The organism is Paraherbaspirillum soli (genome assembly GCF_042654985.1).
GTDB lineage: Bacteria > Pseudomonadota > Gammaproteobacteria > Burkholderiales > Burkholderiaceae_D > Paraherbaspirillum > Paraherbaspirillum soli.
This window is the reverse complement of record NZ_JBHSMT010000002.1, coordinates 1-14,538: the sequence shown is the minus strand read 5'-3', so window position 1 is coordinate 14,538 and position 14,538 is coordinate 1. Positions and strand designations below refer to the sequence as shown.

Annotated in this window: 15 protein-coding genes; 7 read left to right on the top strand and 8 right to left on the bottom strand. The window is 58.6% G+C overall.

Annotated features, from left to right (window positions below; all coding sequences use genetic code 11):
* Window positions 1-225 precede the first annotated feature (225 nt).
* The 7 genes from ACFPM8_RS00460 (at window position 226) to ACFPM8_RS00430 (ending at window position 8,230) form a co-directional block, all read left to right on the top strand.
* On the top strand, window positions 226-486 hold the full coding sequence (locus ACFPM8_RS00460; protein WP_378993839.1) for a hypothetical protein: 261 nt from the start codon (window positions 226-228) through the stop codon (window positions 484-486).
* A 666-nt stretch (window positions 487-1,152) separates the two neighbouring features.
* Window positions 1,153-1,560, top strand: a complete 408-nt coding sequence (locus ACFPM8_RS00455; RefSeq protein WP_378993837.1) for an ExbD/TolR family protein — start codon at window positions 1,153-1,155, stop codon at window positions 1,558-1,560.
* 5 nt (window positions 1,561-1,565) lie between these two features.
* Window positions 1,566-2,306: an energy transducer TonB family protein gene (locus ACFPM8_RS00450; RefSeq protein ID WP_378993835.1), complete on the top strand. Its 741-nt coding sequence runs from the start codon at window positions 1,566-1,568 to the stop codon at window positions 2,304-2,306.
* The gene (locus ACFPM8_RS00445; RefSeq protein ID WP_378993833.1) at window positions 2,287-4,620 is read left to right on the top strand and encodes a TonB-dependent receptor; all 2,334 of its coding nucleotides are present in this window, start codon (window positions 2,287-2,289) and stop codon (window positions 4,618-4,620) included. The genes ACFPM8_RS00450 and ACFPM8_RS00445 overlap by 20 nt, the downstream gene beginning before the upstream one ends.
* Before the next feature lie 22 nt (window positions 4,621-4,642).
* Window positions 4,643-5,275, top strand: a complete 633-nt coding sequence (locus tag ACFPM8_RS00440; RefSeq protein ID WP_378993832.1) for a MotA/TolQ/ExbB proton channel family protein — start codon at window positions 4,643-4,645, stop codon at window positions 5,273-5,275.
* On the top strand, window positions 5,275-6,984 hold the full coding sequence (locus ACFPM8_RS00435; RefSeq protein ID WP_378993830.1) for a bifunctional metallophosphatase/5'-nucleotidase: 1,710 nt from the start codon (window positions 5,275-5,277) through the stop codon (window positions 6,982-6,984). The genes ACFPM8_RS00440 and ACFPM8_RS00435 overlap by 1 nt, the downstream gene beginning before the upstream one ends.
* Before the next feature lie 28 nt (window positions 6,985-7,012).
* Window positions 7,013-8,230, top strand: coding sequence for a phospholipase D-like domain-containing protein (locus ACFPM8_RS00430; protein ID WP_378993828.1), 1,218 nt, complete (start codon window positions 7,013-7,015; stop codon window positions 8,228-8,230).
* Window positions 8,231-8,271: 41 nt separating this feature from the next.
* On the opposite strand, the gene icmH is transcribed toward ACFPM8_RS00430, so the two are convergent.
* The 8 genes from icmH to ACFPM8_RS00390 form a co-directional block, all read right to left on the bottom strand.
* Complete coding sequence (gene icmH, locus ACFPM8_RS00425; protein WP_378993826.1) at window positions 8,272-9,138, bottom strand: type IVB secretion system protein IcmH/DotU; 867 nt, start codon at window positions 9,136-9,138, stop codon at window positions 8,272-8,274.
* A 5-nt stretch (window positions 9,139-9,143) separates the two neighbouring features.
* The gene (locus ACFPM8_RS00420) at window positions 9,144-11,084 is read right to left on the bottom strand and encodes a T6SS phospholipase effector Tle1-like catalytic domain-containing protein (RefSeq protein WP_378993824.1); all 1,941 of its coding nucleotides are present in this window, start codon (window positions 11,082-11,084) and stop codon (window positions 9,144-9,146) included.
* Window positions 11,084-11,695, bottom strand: a complete 612-nt coding sequence (locus ACFPM8_RS00415; protein ID WP_378993822.1) for a DUF3304 domain-containing protein — start codon at window positions 11,693-11,695, stop codon at window positions 11,084-11,086. The genes ACFPM8_RS00420 and ACFPM8_RS00415 overlap by 1 nt, the downstream gene beginning before the upstream one ends.
* The gene (locus tag ACFPM8_RS00410; protein WP_378993820.1) at window positions 11,692-12,264 is read right to left on the bottom strand and encodes a DUF3304 domain-containing protein; all 573 of its coding nucleotides are present in this window, start codon (window positions 12,262-12,264) and stop codon (window positions 11,692-11,694) included. The genes ACFPM8_RS00415 and ACFPM8_RS00410 overlap by 4 nt, the downstream gene beginning before the upstream one ends.
* Complete coding sequence (locus ACFPM8_RS00405) at window positions 12,261-12,884, bottom strand: DUF3304 domain-containing protein (protein ID WP_378993819.1); 624 nt, start codon at window positions 12,882-12,884, stop codon at window positions 12,261-12,263. The genes ACFPM8_RS00410 and ACFPM8_RS00405 overlap by 4 nt, the downstream gene beginning before the upstream one ends.
* Window positions 12,850-13,407, bottom strand: a complete 558-nt coding sequence (locus tag ACFPM8_RS00400; RefSeq protein ID WP_378993817.1) for a DUF3304 domain-containing protein — start codon at window positions 13,405-13,407, stop codon at window positions 12,850-12,852. The genes ACFPM8_RS00405 and ACFPM8_RS00400 overlap by 35 nt, the downstream gene beginning before the upstream one ends.
* 54 nt (window positions 13,408-13,461) lie before the next feature.
* Window positions 13,462-14,346, bottom strand: a complete 885-nt coding sequence (locus tag ACFPM8_RS00395) for a DUF4123 domain-containing protein (RefSeq protein ID WP_378993815.1) — start codon at window positions 14,344-14,346, stop codon at window positions 13,462-13,464.
* Window positions 14,343-14,538: hypothetical protein (locus ACFPM8_RS00390; protein WP_378993814.1), on the bottom strand; the 196-nt coding region annotated here is incomplete at its 5' end. The genes ACFPM8_RS00395 and ACFPM8_RS00390, both read right to left, overlap by 4 nt.

Below are 14,538 nucleotides of genomic sequence, written 5' to 3'. Positions count from 1 at the left end.
CTGCGCCTGCACGCCGATCACGAGGGGCCGACCCTCATCTTCAATAAAGCATCGCAGCGGCCGATACTTCGGCTTTTGCGTTCTTGACACACGGCGGCGATGGTAGGGAGCCTTCGGGCTGCCGGCGGGGGTTTAGATTAGAGCCGGTTCGCTAACCTTGCCATCTGCCGCCCTCCCGTTTTGGCACAGCGCGGCTCAATCCCCCCAACCACACAAGGAGCCCGCATGACCCACGCAAAAAAACCCCACAACACCCTGATTTCTCCACCCAACGACTACCTCGATGAAGCAATCGAGTCCGCCCGTCTGGCCATGATCTGCCTGGATGAAATGCGCACCTTCTTGTGCGCGATGCGCGATCTATCCAAAGACAAAGAGGTGGTCTACGACCTCGGCAAAACCGCCATCGAGATGGCCGGCGACCGCCGCAATATGTTCGATGTGATGCGCGAACAATGGGAGCTGGTGCAAGCGCGCAAATCGTAGGGCGGATGAGCGTAGCGTTATCCGCCGTCGGATGTGCCGCATATGGTTGACGCATCCAAAACGGCGGAAGGCGTTGCGCTTTTCCGCCCTACATTACCGTACACGAGCCACGGAGCGCCGAGGGGTTGCTTTTGACGTTGAATTCCGCATTGGGACGCTGCCAAATGTGGCGGCTGTCAGTCGGGAATTGTGGGAAGACATGTTTGAGCGCAGCGAGTTTGTCTTCACACCCGACTGATAGGCGACACATTTGGGGACCTGACCGAAGGGAAGGCAGTGGCTTGCGGTCGCCTTTTCTTTGCTTCCTTTCTTTTGGCGAAGCAAAAGAAAGGGAGTCGCCATCAAGGCGAAAAGGTGAGTCCGCCAAGACAACAACATCTAAAAACAACCCTCGGCACTCCGTAGCTCGCTCAGCAAGAAGTAGGGCGGATGAGCGCAGCGTTATCCGCCGTTGGATGTGCCACAGCTGTTTGACGCATCCAGAACGGCGGAAGACGCTGCGCTTTTCCGCCCTACGTTTCTTGCCGTCGCCATCATCGCGAAAACCGAGCCCTTCAACAGTTGTAATACTGTCGAAATAATTCCTCGTTACTCTGCCCCCTGTTTTGAAATCTTAATGCCCAGCAATCCCCGCTGAGGCGAAGCATATTCAATCGGAGTGCGGTAATGCGACATTGGGACGAACCGAAAAAACGAAAAGCCCGCGTGGAAATCATTCCGATGATCGACGTGATGATGTTCCTGCTGGTGTTTTTTGTATTGATCAGCCTTAACGTGATCCCGGCGCTCGGCCTCAAAACGCATTTGCCCAGCGCCAGCAGCGCACAGAACCTGAAGCCGCAAAACAAGGCCGTGGTGACCCTCGGGCTGCACGATGCGCTGCAGGTCGATGGCGTCGATACGCCGCTCAGCGCTGTGCCGACGCGCTTGAACCAAGCCAGGAAAAACGGCGAGAAACTCAACATCATCGTCAACAGCGATCGCGGCGTCGAAGTGCAACGCCTGGTCGAGGTGATGGATAGCCTGAAGCAAAACGGTTTCGAGTCGATCTCGATTGCAACCCGCAAGCCGTAACCACCATGCCTATCCTTTACCGATTTCGCGATGCGGTGGCAGCGCTGCCGTCATTGCTGCTGCTGGCGATCCTGGTTTTCGCGGGCATCCAGAAAGCAGTCAAAATCCAGCCGCATAACGACGACACGATGGTGCAACTGACGCTGCAGGAACCGGAGACTATGCCAGTGCCGCAGCCGGCCCCGCCAACGCCGCCGGAACCCGTCAAACCGAGAGTCATCCAGCCAGCAGTGCAGCCGGTCCAACAGCCGCGTCCGGCCGCACCGGCACAGCCGCAAGCAGTGACCGCGACGCCCAGCAGCAGCAACGAGGCCGAAGTCGCGCCGCCGGTCAAGGCTGCGCCAGCGGCCCCGCCCGCTCCCGCGACACCAGCGCCACCGCCGGCAGCGCCCAAGGCCAGCGTCGATCCATCGCTGGAGAAAGCGTATTACGGCAAGCTGCGGGCCGAAGTCGAACGCCAGAAAGTCTATCCGCGTTCACGCGAGGCAGCCCTGGAACAGCCGCAAGGCAAGGTGGTGGTCTGGCTGGAAATCGGTCGCAGCGGCGAGGTGCTCGGCTCTGGGATTGAAACGCCGGCCTCCAGCATGTTGCTCAATCGCGCGGCGGAAGCCAGCTTGCGCCGCTTGAAGCAGGTCGAGAAATTTCCGGCCGAGGCTTTTGCCGGCGTCGATAAAAAACGTTTTACCGTCACATTCACGTACAGCAGCAACACTACCGGGGAGCAGCATGAGTCACAGGGGGAATAGCATGGGCAGCAAGGCATTGGCTTACACATTTTTGGATCGCAAATTTCTGAAATACAGACCGCTGCATGTCGCCATGCTGGCAGCCGGACTGGTTGGCGCGGCGGCATCGTCGCATGCCGCCGATGCGGTCAATCTCGGCAATATCGAAGTCCAGAGCGATGTCCGCAGCGGCGGCCTGATGGTCAATGAAGAAGCGCCGAAATCGCGCTCGACCGTCACCGGCGAAGCGCTGAAACAAAAGCCCGGTTCCAACAATGCGGTGCAAACGCTGAACACCATGCCGGGCGTGCATGTGACGACCAGCGATGCGGCCGGCATGGCTGACGCCAATTTCACGATGCGCGGCTTCAACTCGGACCAGATCGGCTTTACGGTTGACGGCGCGCCGGTCAACGACTCCGGCAACTTTGCGATTTATCCGACCGAACTGGGCGATATCGAAAATCTGCAGCAGATTTTCGTGACCCAAGGCTCGACCGATACCGACGCTCCACATATCGGCGCCAGCGGCGGCAATATCGGCCTGATATCGGTGTTGCCGACCAAGGAATTCGGCGTCTTTGCCGAACAGATTGTCGGCAATCACAACTTGCGCAAGAGCTTCGCCCGGATCAATACCGGCGAGCTGGATGTCGGCTTCGGCAAGCTGCGCACCTGGCTGTCGGCATCGCATACCGGCGAGGACAAATGGCGCGAGAACAATGGCGGCGGCTTGCGCGCCAATCGCTTTGAAATGAAATCGGTGCTGTCGATCAGCGACGGCAACAGCCTCGATTTCACGTTCAAATATAACCAGCAGCACAACTATCAGTTCAGCAAACTGAGCCTGCCGCAGTTCAACGCCGGCAATGTGAGTTACACCAACGCGCTGATCGGCAGCAACGGCAAACCGGATGTGAACTACTACAAATTCCACCAGAATCCGTTTGAAAACTACCTGGCGGTGTTGAGCGGAAAATTCAAGCTGGCCGACAATCTGCGTTTGACTGTCACGCCTTATTTCTGGTACGGCGACGGCGGCGGTTCCAGCGGTCAATCGGGCTGGCCGGCCGGGGCCTTGCAAACGCAAAGCTTGCCTAACGGTGCGCGCACGGATGTGTTTTACAAGATTTCGAACACCACCACCTATCGTCCCGGCGTGACCACCACTCTGCAAACCAGCTTGGGGGCGAACGATATCAGCCTCGGCTACTGGATCGAGCGTTCGCGCCAGATGCAAACCGGCCCTTTCATCCCAGTCGATCAAAGCGGCAATCCGTTCGATGCCTGGGGCAAGTCGAATGCGCTGGTCGACAAGAACGGCAACATCGTGCAGGCCGATGGCCGCAACCGCTACACCGTGTCGCTGTCGCAAAAATTCTTCCTGCAGGATTCTGTGGTACTGAGCGACAAGCTCAGTCTGCAAGCGGGCGTTTCTTACGACCGGGTGCGCCGCACCGGCGACGATTTTGGCACTCTGGCCAAAACCGGTACCCAGGATATCAAGGCCAGCAAGGATTACAGCGAGGTGCTGCCAAGCCTGGGGCTGAAATATCAGCTGGATCAAAGCAGTCATCTGTTCTATAACGCGACGCACACTTTCCGCGCGCCGCAAAACTACACGCTGTTCGACTTCACGGCGCTGCCGAATGGGACGGTGGTGCGCAAGGCCGATCAAAAACCGGAGACCGCCTGGTCGCAAGAACTGGGCTGGCGTTACAGCACGGAGCGCGCCGCGTTGAGCACCACCTTGTTCTACATCGACTTTAGAAACCGTCAGGCGCAAATGAGCGACGTCGACGGCACCAAGTTCAATTACAACGTCGGCCAGGTGATCAACAAGGGGCTGGAACTGGAAGGCAGTTATGCGTTGACCAAGACCGTCAATGCCTATGGTTCATACAGCTATACCAGCTCGGTACAACAGGAGAATTTCCTGAACAACGGCACGCTGCTGCCGACCAAGGGCAAGCAGTTCGGCAATATTCCGCGGCAGATGCTGAGCGCCAGTTTAGGCTACGATGACAAGCGCTTCTTTTCGACCTTCACCGGCAAATACACCAGCAGCGTCTACGGCGACTTGACCAACGATCAAAAGATCGGCGGCTTTACGCTGTTCGACCTGACTGCCGGTTACCGCTTCGAGAAACGGGGAGTGATGAAAGGTGCGACGCTGACGCTGGCCGGCTTGAACCTGTTCAACAAGCAGTATCTGGCATCGGTCGACAGCGTGGTGCCGAACTCGGTGGCCTACGGCAAAGTCGCGGCATCGACGCCGTATTACGTGGTCGGCGGCGCGCGCGCGGTCAGCCTGACTTTGACCGCCGACTTCTAACACTATTAGGAAGGGACGCCATATGAATATGCAATTACTCCACGAGTTCGCTTTCTACCTGATGTATGCCTGCGCCGCGCTGGCACTGTTCGTGATTGTCGAGCGCGGGCTGTTTTTCAATTACACCTTGCGCCAGGCGATCGGTTTGGAAAAGGCGATGACGCATGCGGTGCAGCAGGTGCAGGAATTGCCGCCGGAACTGACCGCACGCGCCAGCTTGCCGCTGACGCTGGTGGCCGACATCCTGGCGGAAAAGCATCAACTGAGCAGCGACAAGGACCTGGAGGATTTCAGCGAGTCGGTGTATATCGCCAATCGCGGCGCGGTCCAGCATCGCCTGTGGATCCTCGACACGATCGTCACCGCGGCGCCGCTGCTCGGTTTGCTGGGCACCATCCTCGGCATTATCGACACCTTCAAGGCGCTGGCGGTGTCGGGTGTATCCGATCCGGGTCAGGTATCGCGGGGAATAGGCACCGCCCTGTATGCGACCGCATTGGGGATAGGCATCGCGGTGGTCGGCATGTTTTTCTTCAATATGTTCCAGGAGCGGATCGAGCGCATCAACGATCATTTGAAAGTGTTGATGCTGCGCGCCTGCGTCGGACGCGTCGTTGACAGTGCGGCGGCAGCCGGCAAGCTCCACGTAGCTTGATGCGCACAACTTTTGTACGCTGGCGCGGCCTGTTGTGCTGCGCCGCGGCCGTCGCGCTGGAGGCTTGCGCCAGTCTGCCGAGCGCGCCGGTGGAGGTCAACCTGGTCGCCATCAACGATCTGCACGGCCACCTGGAAGCGGAGACGGAGAGCTTTGTCAGCGCCGCCGACCCAACCCCGCGCAAGCTCAAGGTTGGCGGCATCGCCACCATAGCCGGCGCGTTGCGTGCGTGGCGTGCCGAAGATCCGCAGTTGCTGCTGGTCGGCGCCGGCGACCTGATCGGCGCCAGTCCGGCGCTGTCGTCGATCTGGGCCGACGAACCGACGATCGAGGCGCTCAACCTGCTCGGCCTGCGCGCCAGCGCGGTCGGCAATCATGAGTTCGATCGCGGCACGGCCGAACTGCTGCGCTATCAGCATGGCGGCTGCAACTCTCCGCGCCTGGAATATGCCTGCCGTTTTCATGACAGCTTCGGCGGCGCCAAATTCTCCTACCTGGCCGCCAATGCGATTGGCAACGCCAGCCAGCGGCCGCTGCTTCCCGCGTACCGAATCGAACAGGTGCACGGCATCAAAATCGCTTTCATCGGCGCCGTGCTGCGCGGCACATCGAGCATGGTGGAGGCCGGCGGGATTGCCGACATGCATTTCATCGACGAGGCCGAGGCCATCAACCGCTGGGTGCCCGAGCTGAAGGCGCAGGGCGTCAGCGCCATCGTGGTGTTGATCCATCAAGGCGGCGCGACGCCGGAACCGTTCGACCAGAACGATTGCTCGCAATTGCAAGGGCCTATCGTCGACATCGTGCGCCGTCTCGATCCTGCCATCAGGCTGGTCATCAGCGCCCATACACATCACGGCTATCTGTGTCAGGTCGACGGCCGCAGCGTGACCCAGGCCGAGTCGTTCGGCCATATGCTGACGCGGGTGACATTGACGATAGATCCGCGCATAGCACCGCTGCAACAGAAAGTGACCGCGATCCGCGCCAGCAATGTGTTGATGGACCCCGAGCGCTTCGCGCCCGATCCGGCCCTGGCCGGCTGGCTGCAACAGCTGCAGACCCGCAGTGCCGCGGTGCTGGCGCAGCCGGTTGCGCGGCTTGCAGTGCCGCTGGTCGATAACGAGTTGAACGCCGCCGGCGAATCGCCGCTGGGCGACCTGGTAGCAGATGCGCAATTGGCCGCGACCCGCGGTTTCGGCGCGCAAATTGCGATGACCAATCACAAGAGCATGCGCGAGCCGCTTGAGAGCGGGGTCGACGGCAGCAATGTCGCCCAGCTGGCGGCCACCCTGCCGTATCGCAATGGCTTGGTCCTGCTGTCGCTCAGCGGCAGCCAGATCCGGATGCTGCTGGAACAGCAAAGCTGGCTGGAGCAGGATCGCGCGAGCGGTCGAATCATGTTGCAGGTGTCGCAGGGTTTTGCCTATCGCTGGGACGCCGCTTGGCCGTTGGGACAGCGGGTGGTGCCGGGCAGCGTCACGCTGGATGGGGTGCCACTTGACGAACATGCGCAGTACCGCATCAGCGTCAATAGTTTCATCGCGCAGGGCGGCGACGGCTTTAGTGTGCTGACCAGCGGCGGCGTGCGGGTCGATACCGGCATCAATGATCTGGATGCGTTGCGGCTTTACTTGATTGAACGCGAACGCGATGGCCATCCGGCCGGCGCGACACAGGTTGCCGGACGCATTGTGCGCATCCATTAGTCGACATACCGTTTGGGGAGAATACGAAATGCGCAAATTTTTAATCTCGCTGGCGCTGCTGCTCGGTATCGGCAGCAACGCCCACGCTGAATTCAGCATCCCCGGCTTTGAACTGGTGCATACGGTGCCGCGTGAAACCGCGCTGGCGACGCCCGATCTGCGCGAACCGCTGACGGTCTGGTGCGAGATGTTTGCCGCGGCCCGGCACGAGATCGTATTGGGGCAATTTTATGTCGCCGGCAAAACGGGAGAAGCGTTCGATCAAGTCATCGCGCAACTCGATGCGGCCGGCCGGCGCGGCGTAAAAATCCGCTTCCTGATGGAAGAAAAGGGCAAGTTCGCATCGGACATGCCGACCATAGCCCGGCTGCAGCAAATACCGAACATGGAATTCCGCTTCCTCGATTATTCGAAAGTGACCGGCAACGGCATCATTCACGCAAAATATTTTGTGGTCGACGGCACGGCTGCTTATGTCGGCAGCCAGAACTTCGACTGGCGCTCGTTTGCGCATATCCATGAAACCGGGCTGCGGCTGACCGATGCCGCCATCGTCAAACAACTGCAGCAAATTTTCGAGCACGATTGGCAGGCGCAACAGCTGGTCGCAAGCGGCCAGTCGGTGCCGCCGCTGAACACCGATGTGGTGGCTGCGGACGATAGCCAGGCGGCGTTCCTGGTGGCCAGTCCGAATGCCTTCAATCCGAGCGGCGTCGGCGACTCCGAGACCGAATTGCAAAAGCTGCTGGCGGCGGCCAAATCCGACGTGCGGGTGCAATTGCTCGACTATGCGCCGCTGGGCTACGGCCCGGGGCGCACGCGGCCGTATTACGCGGTGATCGACGATGCGATCCGGGCGGCATTGGCGCGCGGCGTCAAGGTCAAGCTGATGGTGTCGAACTGGAATACCGAAAAGCCTGCGATTCATTATTTGCAAAGCCTGGCGCTGCTGCCCGGCATCGAAATCCGCATCGTGACCTTGCCGCAGGCGAGCTCCGGCTTCATCCCGTTCGCGCGCGTCATCCACAGCAAAACCATGTCTATCGACGGCCAGGTGGCATGGATAGGCACCAGCAATTGGGCCGGCGGCTACCTGGATCATTCGCGCAACCTGGAACTGGTGCTGCGCAACGAGAAGATGGCAAAACGGGTCGCCGAACTGCATGAACAAACCTGGAGTTCGGCGTATGCGGTGCCGATTGATGTGCTGAAGGATTATCCGGCGCCGGTCAAGGGCAAGGAGTGATTGCTATTCAGGCGAAGCCGCCGGGATGAGGCCGCATCGGACTACCGCGGCGCCATTATTTTGCCGATGGCGGTTATCCTTTCCGTCAGCTGCCGCGTCTGCATCGCGAACTGATATTTGTACCATCCAAACTGCGCCAGCAGCACCAGCGCCATCACCGTTACCGAAACCCGCAACGGTATGCCGCGCCGGCGTTTTCTGCCGCCCTCGGATTGAACCTGGGCATGCGGCGACAGCGCCTGCGGCAGCGGTTCGCGACCGGCCGCGATGATCGCAAACAAGCGCTGGCGTATGGTCCTCAGGTTTTGCAATCCATCCGCGCCGGTACGGTAGCGCCCCTCAAATCCGAGGCCGAGGATGCGATACATCACTTCCAGCAGATCGCGATACTGGTCTGGCGCGCCGGTCGCCAAGTGTCCAAGCAGCAGGAAAAATTTAACGCCGCCATCCGTATCGCCATGATGGTATTGCGCCAGCATCTCGCGCGACCACGGACCGACATCCCCGGCCTCATTGGCGCCGCCCCATTCGCTACAGTTGGCAGCTTCATCCAAGGCGGTGCACAGGCAATAGCTGGCGACGGTCAGGTGCTTGCCGTCGATGTTCGCCCGCTGCCCGAGGCGCTGAAAACCGGCCACTTCGCGCTTCAGCAACTCGCGCCAGGCTTCAACGTCGTCGCTGCCGCCAAACGCCTGCGATAATTCCGGCATTTGCGCCAGCGCGGTCAACAATGGTGCGGCGGCTTCCAGCGGCGGATTTTGGGCGGCTTTGATTTGTTTCAGGCGCTGTTCCAGATCAGGGTCGTCAGGGAAATGCAGGTTGTGCAGCAGATTTTTTATTTCCTCGGATTTTCTTGCCACTATTTGTGCGCGCATCAACTGCTGCAGTTGGGCATCCCAGTCGTCCATTTGCATTACCGCACCATCCGCGCATGTTCCGCAGCTTCAAGATCCCACCGCGCACGGTCGCTGTGTTTTTTGCCTGCCTGTGCAATGCGATCCTTATTCCTCCGTTCGACCGCTTCACGCGTCATCGCATCGCCGCGGTTGCCGAAATAAATGCGCCTGAATTTGGCAATGCCGTATCCATTGAATTTAAATTCATGAACACCGTTATCGGATGCAAAACCGGCCATTGAATCGTGGACGTAAAAATCAAAAAAGGCGGCGATCTCCAGCGCCAGCTTTTCTGGCTTCAGCGCATCAACCAGCTGCAAGGTTTCGCGTTCAACGGCGGATGAATCCTGCACCTCGGCCTGATGCTGCGCCTCCAGCCATCGACGCCAGCGCCCCACATCATTACGGATCTTTGCCGCCTTGGCCTCGATGCCGTCCTGTTTAAAATCATCCAAGGCATTGATGCGCTGTCCAAGTTTCCAGGCGAATGTTCCGGCCGCGATTAGGCCATGAAACGGCAGAGCCGCCGAATAAGGTTGTACCAGCGGTGCATTTTTTGACGCGCGCGGCGAGTTGATGCGGGCATCGATTGCTTGACCAAGGCCGGCCAGCACATTCATCAAGCTTTGCTGCGTATCGAGCAGAAATTCCGTCATTTTCGGCTCGGCTTTCTTCGCCAACTGAAAGAACGTTCGTTGCGCATAAGCGCTGATGCCGGACTGCCAGCGGTAACTGAAATACCAGCTCATATGCTGCCGCACCATGTCTTCCACCGGCCCCGGCGTAATGGCGGCGAGGCGGCAGTAGTTTTGAAAGTGCTCAATGTCTTCCGGATGCGGCAGCAGCGCCGCCTTGATTTCTTCTTTTAATTTGTTTTCCGCTGTCAGCGGCACGCCGGCTATCCGCGCCGCGCGATACATGTCATACCCGGGAATGCGCGCCAATCCTGTCATTTTCCCTTGCGCTCGCGGCTGGTAGCCGCCCCCGACATCCGAGTGCGCACCCGGGTACACGTATTCCTTGGCATTGGGCGGATAGCGGCCGTCAATCCGTACCGAATCGGCAGGAAAACAAGCCCTGACTTCATGTGCCGCGACAAAATGCAAACATTGTTCGACCGCCGGATGAATCTGCATCGTCTGATCCGCCCACGATTGACGTCCTTCTGTAAACGAATACATCCCCGCCAGACCAACCGCCGCCACGGTGTCGAACAAGCCCATGAACTGTATCCGCAACGGTATGCCGGCAAAGCGCCAGCCGCCGTCGTGCTGCTCGCAGATTTCATAAAGCCAGTTGACGAAGGTACGCGCTTCGGCTGCGCCGCGCGAGAAGCCGAAAACGCTCAGGTTGATTTGCCGGATTTCTGGCTTGCGGCCTTCGATTGCTGCCTTCAACTTTTCTTGCCAGACCTGCTTGAGCGCGTGGCGGCGTTGCCAGCCCAGCGATCCGACTCCGGCCAAGCCGTCGGTCATCGTCTTGGCTTGATCGTCGGGGATCAAAGGGCGATTAGAGTGATAAAAATGCACTGCGTTGAACACTCTGGTCAGCCCCCAGATAATACGTGCCTCGCCATTCCAAGCCATGGCTCCGCCAGGGAAGGCGCCGTCATCCCCGATCTGCGGAAATGGCGTGCCGACGCCGGGGATGTAGTAGGGGATATAGGTGTTGGTCCCGATTTTTCTGGATGGATAGGCGTGATACAGCCGCACCACGTTGCTGTGCTTCTGCTTGGACGGATCATTTTCGTATTTCTTGTAGTCGTTATCCTCGTTGTTGCCGGTGCCATCGAAGAACATGCCGACAAACAGATTGCCCGAGCAGGAGAGTGTGTCGGGCTGGCCATGCTGTGCGCACAGCGCTTGAATGCGCTGCATCAGTTCGCGATTGCTGAGAGGACGTTCGCGGCTGAGTACACGGTCAATCTCAGGATTGTGTGCGGAGTCAATGGCGTTCATTACTTCCACCCCTTTTCTTTATAGTATTCAATCAAATCCTCGCGGACCTTCCACGGCAGCATATCTTCCGGGCTCATCGGATAAGCTGGGCTACCTAGGCTATACATCGACACCACCACCTTGATGCGATGGTTCGGGTAGAAATGCACCTGCACCGAGCCCAGGTTTTCTGGCGCGTATTCCGGGATCTCGACTTCCGCTTCCTGCGGCGGCGGTGGGCGAGGTCCGCCTTGATCAGTGTCATACGCCCAACTCACTTTCGCCTTCATGCCCGGACGCCAGTGCTTGGGAATCTCTACGCAGCACGTTCCTCCTGGCCCCCCGTCCCCAGGAGACAGGTTACGGCCGCTCCCACCATTGACCGAGAAGCCTCTGATCGACCAATACGGCATGTGGTTGTAGCCGGTCACTTCGACGGCAACTTTATCTTCCCTCGAACATCCGGCCAGCAGCGACGCCAGCCCCAGCAGGTACAGCATCAGCAGAGTCCGCATTGCTGCACTTGTACGATCAATCCAATCATGCATCGCGTGCTGCATCTGCTTGCTCCTCTCTTTGCTTCGTATGTGGCCCGGATCAGGGTTGAGGGTGATGTCGATTCCTGCGTTCATTTCCACCCCTTTTCTTTGTAGTACTCAATCAAATCCTCGCGGACTTTCCACGGCAACATATCTTCCGGGCTCATCGGATAGGCGGGACTACCCAAGGTGTACCTCGACACCACCACCTTGATGCGATGGTTCGGGTAAAAATGCACCTGCACTGTGCCCAGATTTTCCGGCGTGTATTCGGGGATCTCGACTTCCGCTTCCTGCGGCGGCGGTGGGGTACGAGGATCACTTTGCTTGACGTCATAGCTCCAGCTCACTTTCGCCTTCATGCCCGGACGCCAGTGCTTGGGAAGCTCTACGCAGCACGTTCCTCCTGGTCCCCCGTCCCCAGGAGACAGGTTACGGCCGCTACCTCCATTGACTGCAAAATCGCTGACTGACCAATCCGTCATGTGGTTGTATCCAGTCACTGACACGGCAATTTTTTCTTCCGAACATCCGGCCAATAGCGACGCCAGCCCCAGCAGGTACAGCATCAGCAGGGTCCGCATTGCGTGCTGCATCTGCTTGCTCCTTTCATTGCTTCGTACGTGGCCCGGATCCGGATTGAGGGTGAAGATGGTATTCATTTCTTTCTTTGCTCCTCTTGGTCTAATTGATAGTTCCTTGCCCAGTCTTCATTGAGCGTCCACGGTGCCCAATCCTCTTTGGGCAATGGATACTTAGGATGACCGAGGCTGTACCTCGACGCCACCACCTTGATGCGATGGTTCGGGTAGAAATGCACCTGCACTGTGCCCAGATTTTCCGGCGTGTATTCGGGGATCTCTACTTCCGCTTCCTGCGGCGGCGGTGGACGAGGTCCGCCTTGATCAGTGTCATACGACCAACTCACCTTTGCCTTCATGCCCGGTTTCCAGCGCTTGGGAATCTCTACGCAGCAACTGAAACCGCCCCCGCCGCTTTCCGGAGACAGATTTGGGCCACTCCCGCCATTGACCGAGAAGCCGCTGATCGACCAATCCGGCATGTGGTTGTAGCCACTCACCTCGACGGCAACTTTATCTTCCTTCGAACATCCGGCCAGCAGCGACGCCAGCCCCAGCAGGTAAAGCATCAGCAGGGTCCGCATTGCGGCACCTGCTCGATCAATCCAATCATGCATTGCGTGCTGCATCTGATTGCTCCTCTCATTGTTTCGTACGTGGCCCGGATTAGGGTTGAGGGTGAAGTCGATCACATCGTTCATGTCTACCTTTCCCTTCCAAATAGTATTCAATCAAGTCCTGCCGGGTTTTCCATGGCAACTTGTCGTCGTCACTCAACGGGCCACATGGGCTGGTAATACCGTATCGCGACACCACCACCTTGATCCGATGATCCGGATAAAAATGCACCTGCACTGAACCCAGATTTTCCGGCGTGTATTCAGGGATCTCGACTTCCGCTTCCTGCGGCGGCGGTGGACGAGGTCCGCCTTGATCGGTGTCGTACGCCCAGCTCACCTTTGCCTTCATGCCCGGACGCCAGTGCTTGGGTATCTCTACGCAGCAGGAGAATTTCCCACCGCCCGCCTCTGGAGTAACGTTCGGACCACTCCCACCATTGACTGAAAAGCCCCTGATCGACCAATACGGCATGTGGTTGTATCCAGTCACTGACACTGGGATTTTTTCTTCTTCGCATCCAGCTATTGCGGGCAGCAATCCCAGCGCCAAAAGTATCAACACGGTACGCAGGCCAATGCCTATGCGTTTAATGGCTTTACACATTCAGTTCCCCTTTTAGATTTCAGCTGTCGCTCGTTTCGCTCTTTAATCCGTGCTTTATTTCACGACGCCAAGCACATCCATGGCCTCACCCAACCGGCCGGGATACCAACGCCGCTGCAACAGTATTTCGATCAACGCCGGATTTTTATTGCTCTTGCCTAGCGTCAAACAGGCGGCAGTGATCAGTGCCAGTTTGTCCGGCCAGTGCTCAAGTTGGTATTGCTTGGCCAACGCCAGCGTGTGAACGATGTCGGCGTAAAACCGGGCCGGCGCGATTTGTTGTGGAATGATTTTTTCCATGTTTTCCGCAAGGTGATTGATCACGGCATCCGCTTCTGCGGCATCGGTCAATGCGGCGACTTGTTGATTGCTGAGTTCGAATGGAGCTGGTGCTGCACCGGTTCCGACCGGCGCCACTGCGACGGCGACCAGTGCTCCTTGCCGATCGGCCGTCAGCCAATGCATCAGCGGAGTGCTCAGCGCCGCCCATTGCTGCGTTGTCAGCAGCGTGGGCAGTGTGGTCAGCACGCGCGTATCCGCAAAGCGCAGCAAAAATTGCTGGCTATCGCCGGTTTTTACAAAATGCAGCTGGCGCCAGTCAGCGGCAATCTGATGCGCATTTTTGCGGCTGGCGACGATGCTCAACATGGGTCGCCGATTGCAATGCTTGAGCCACATCTGCAACGCAGATTGCGTCCGCTCAATCGCCTCTCCCGGCGCGTATAAGGGCAACAGCCAGGGCGCGGCGTCGGCAAGTCCGGAAGCAGTCTGGCCGTCGTAACAGTTCACGCCGTGCAGCGGCAATGCGTGCGGCTGTTCATAGTCGAATGCGGTGTCGATCAGCAATGCCCAGTGCAGCTCGGGGTCTTTGGCTATGCGCCCCAGTACTTGCTGGTTCACGCTTTCAATATCGAGCGGGTTTTGTGCGTAGTAAGTCATCCTATTTTTGCCAATCCGGAGCCGGATTTCATCGCCTTCAGCAAACAGGGAATGCACGCGCCAGACGGCAATTTGGGAAGCATGGGATCTATGCTCATCGGCCCGAACGTCTGCGGCCCCGCCGACCACACATGAAACGCGCCGGGCGTGCGGCCGACCAGCCCATCCTCGGCGCCGCCGATCACCAACTCG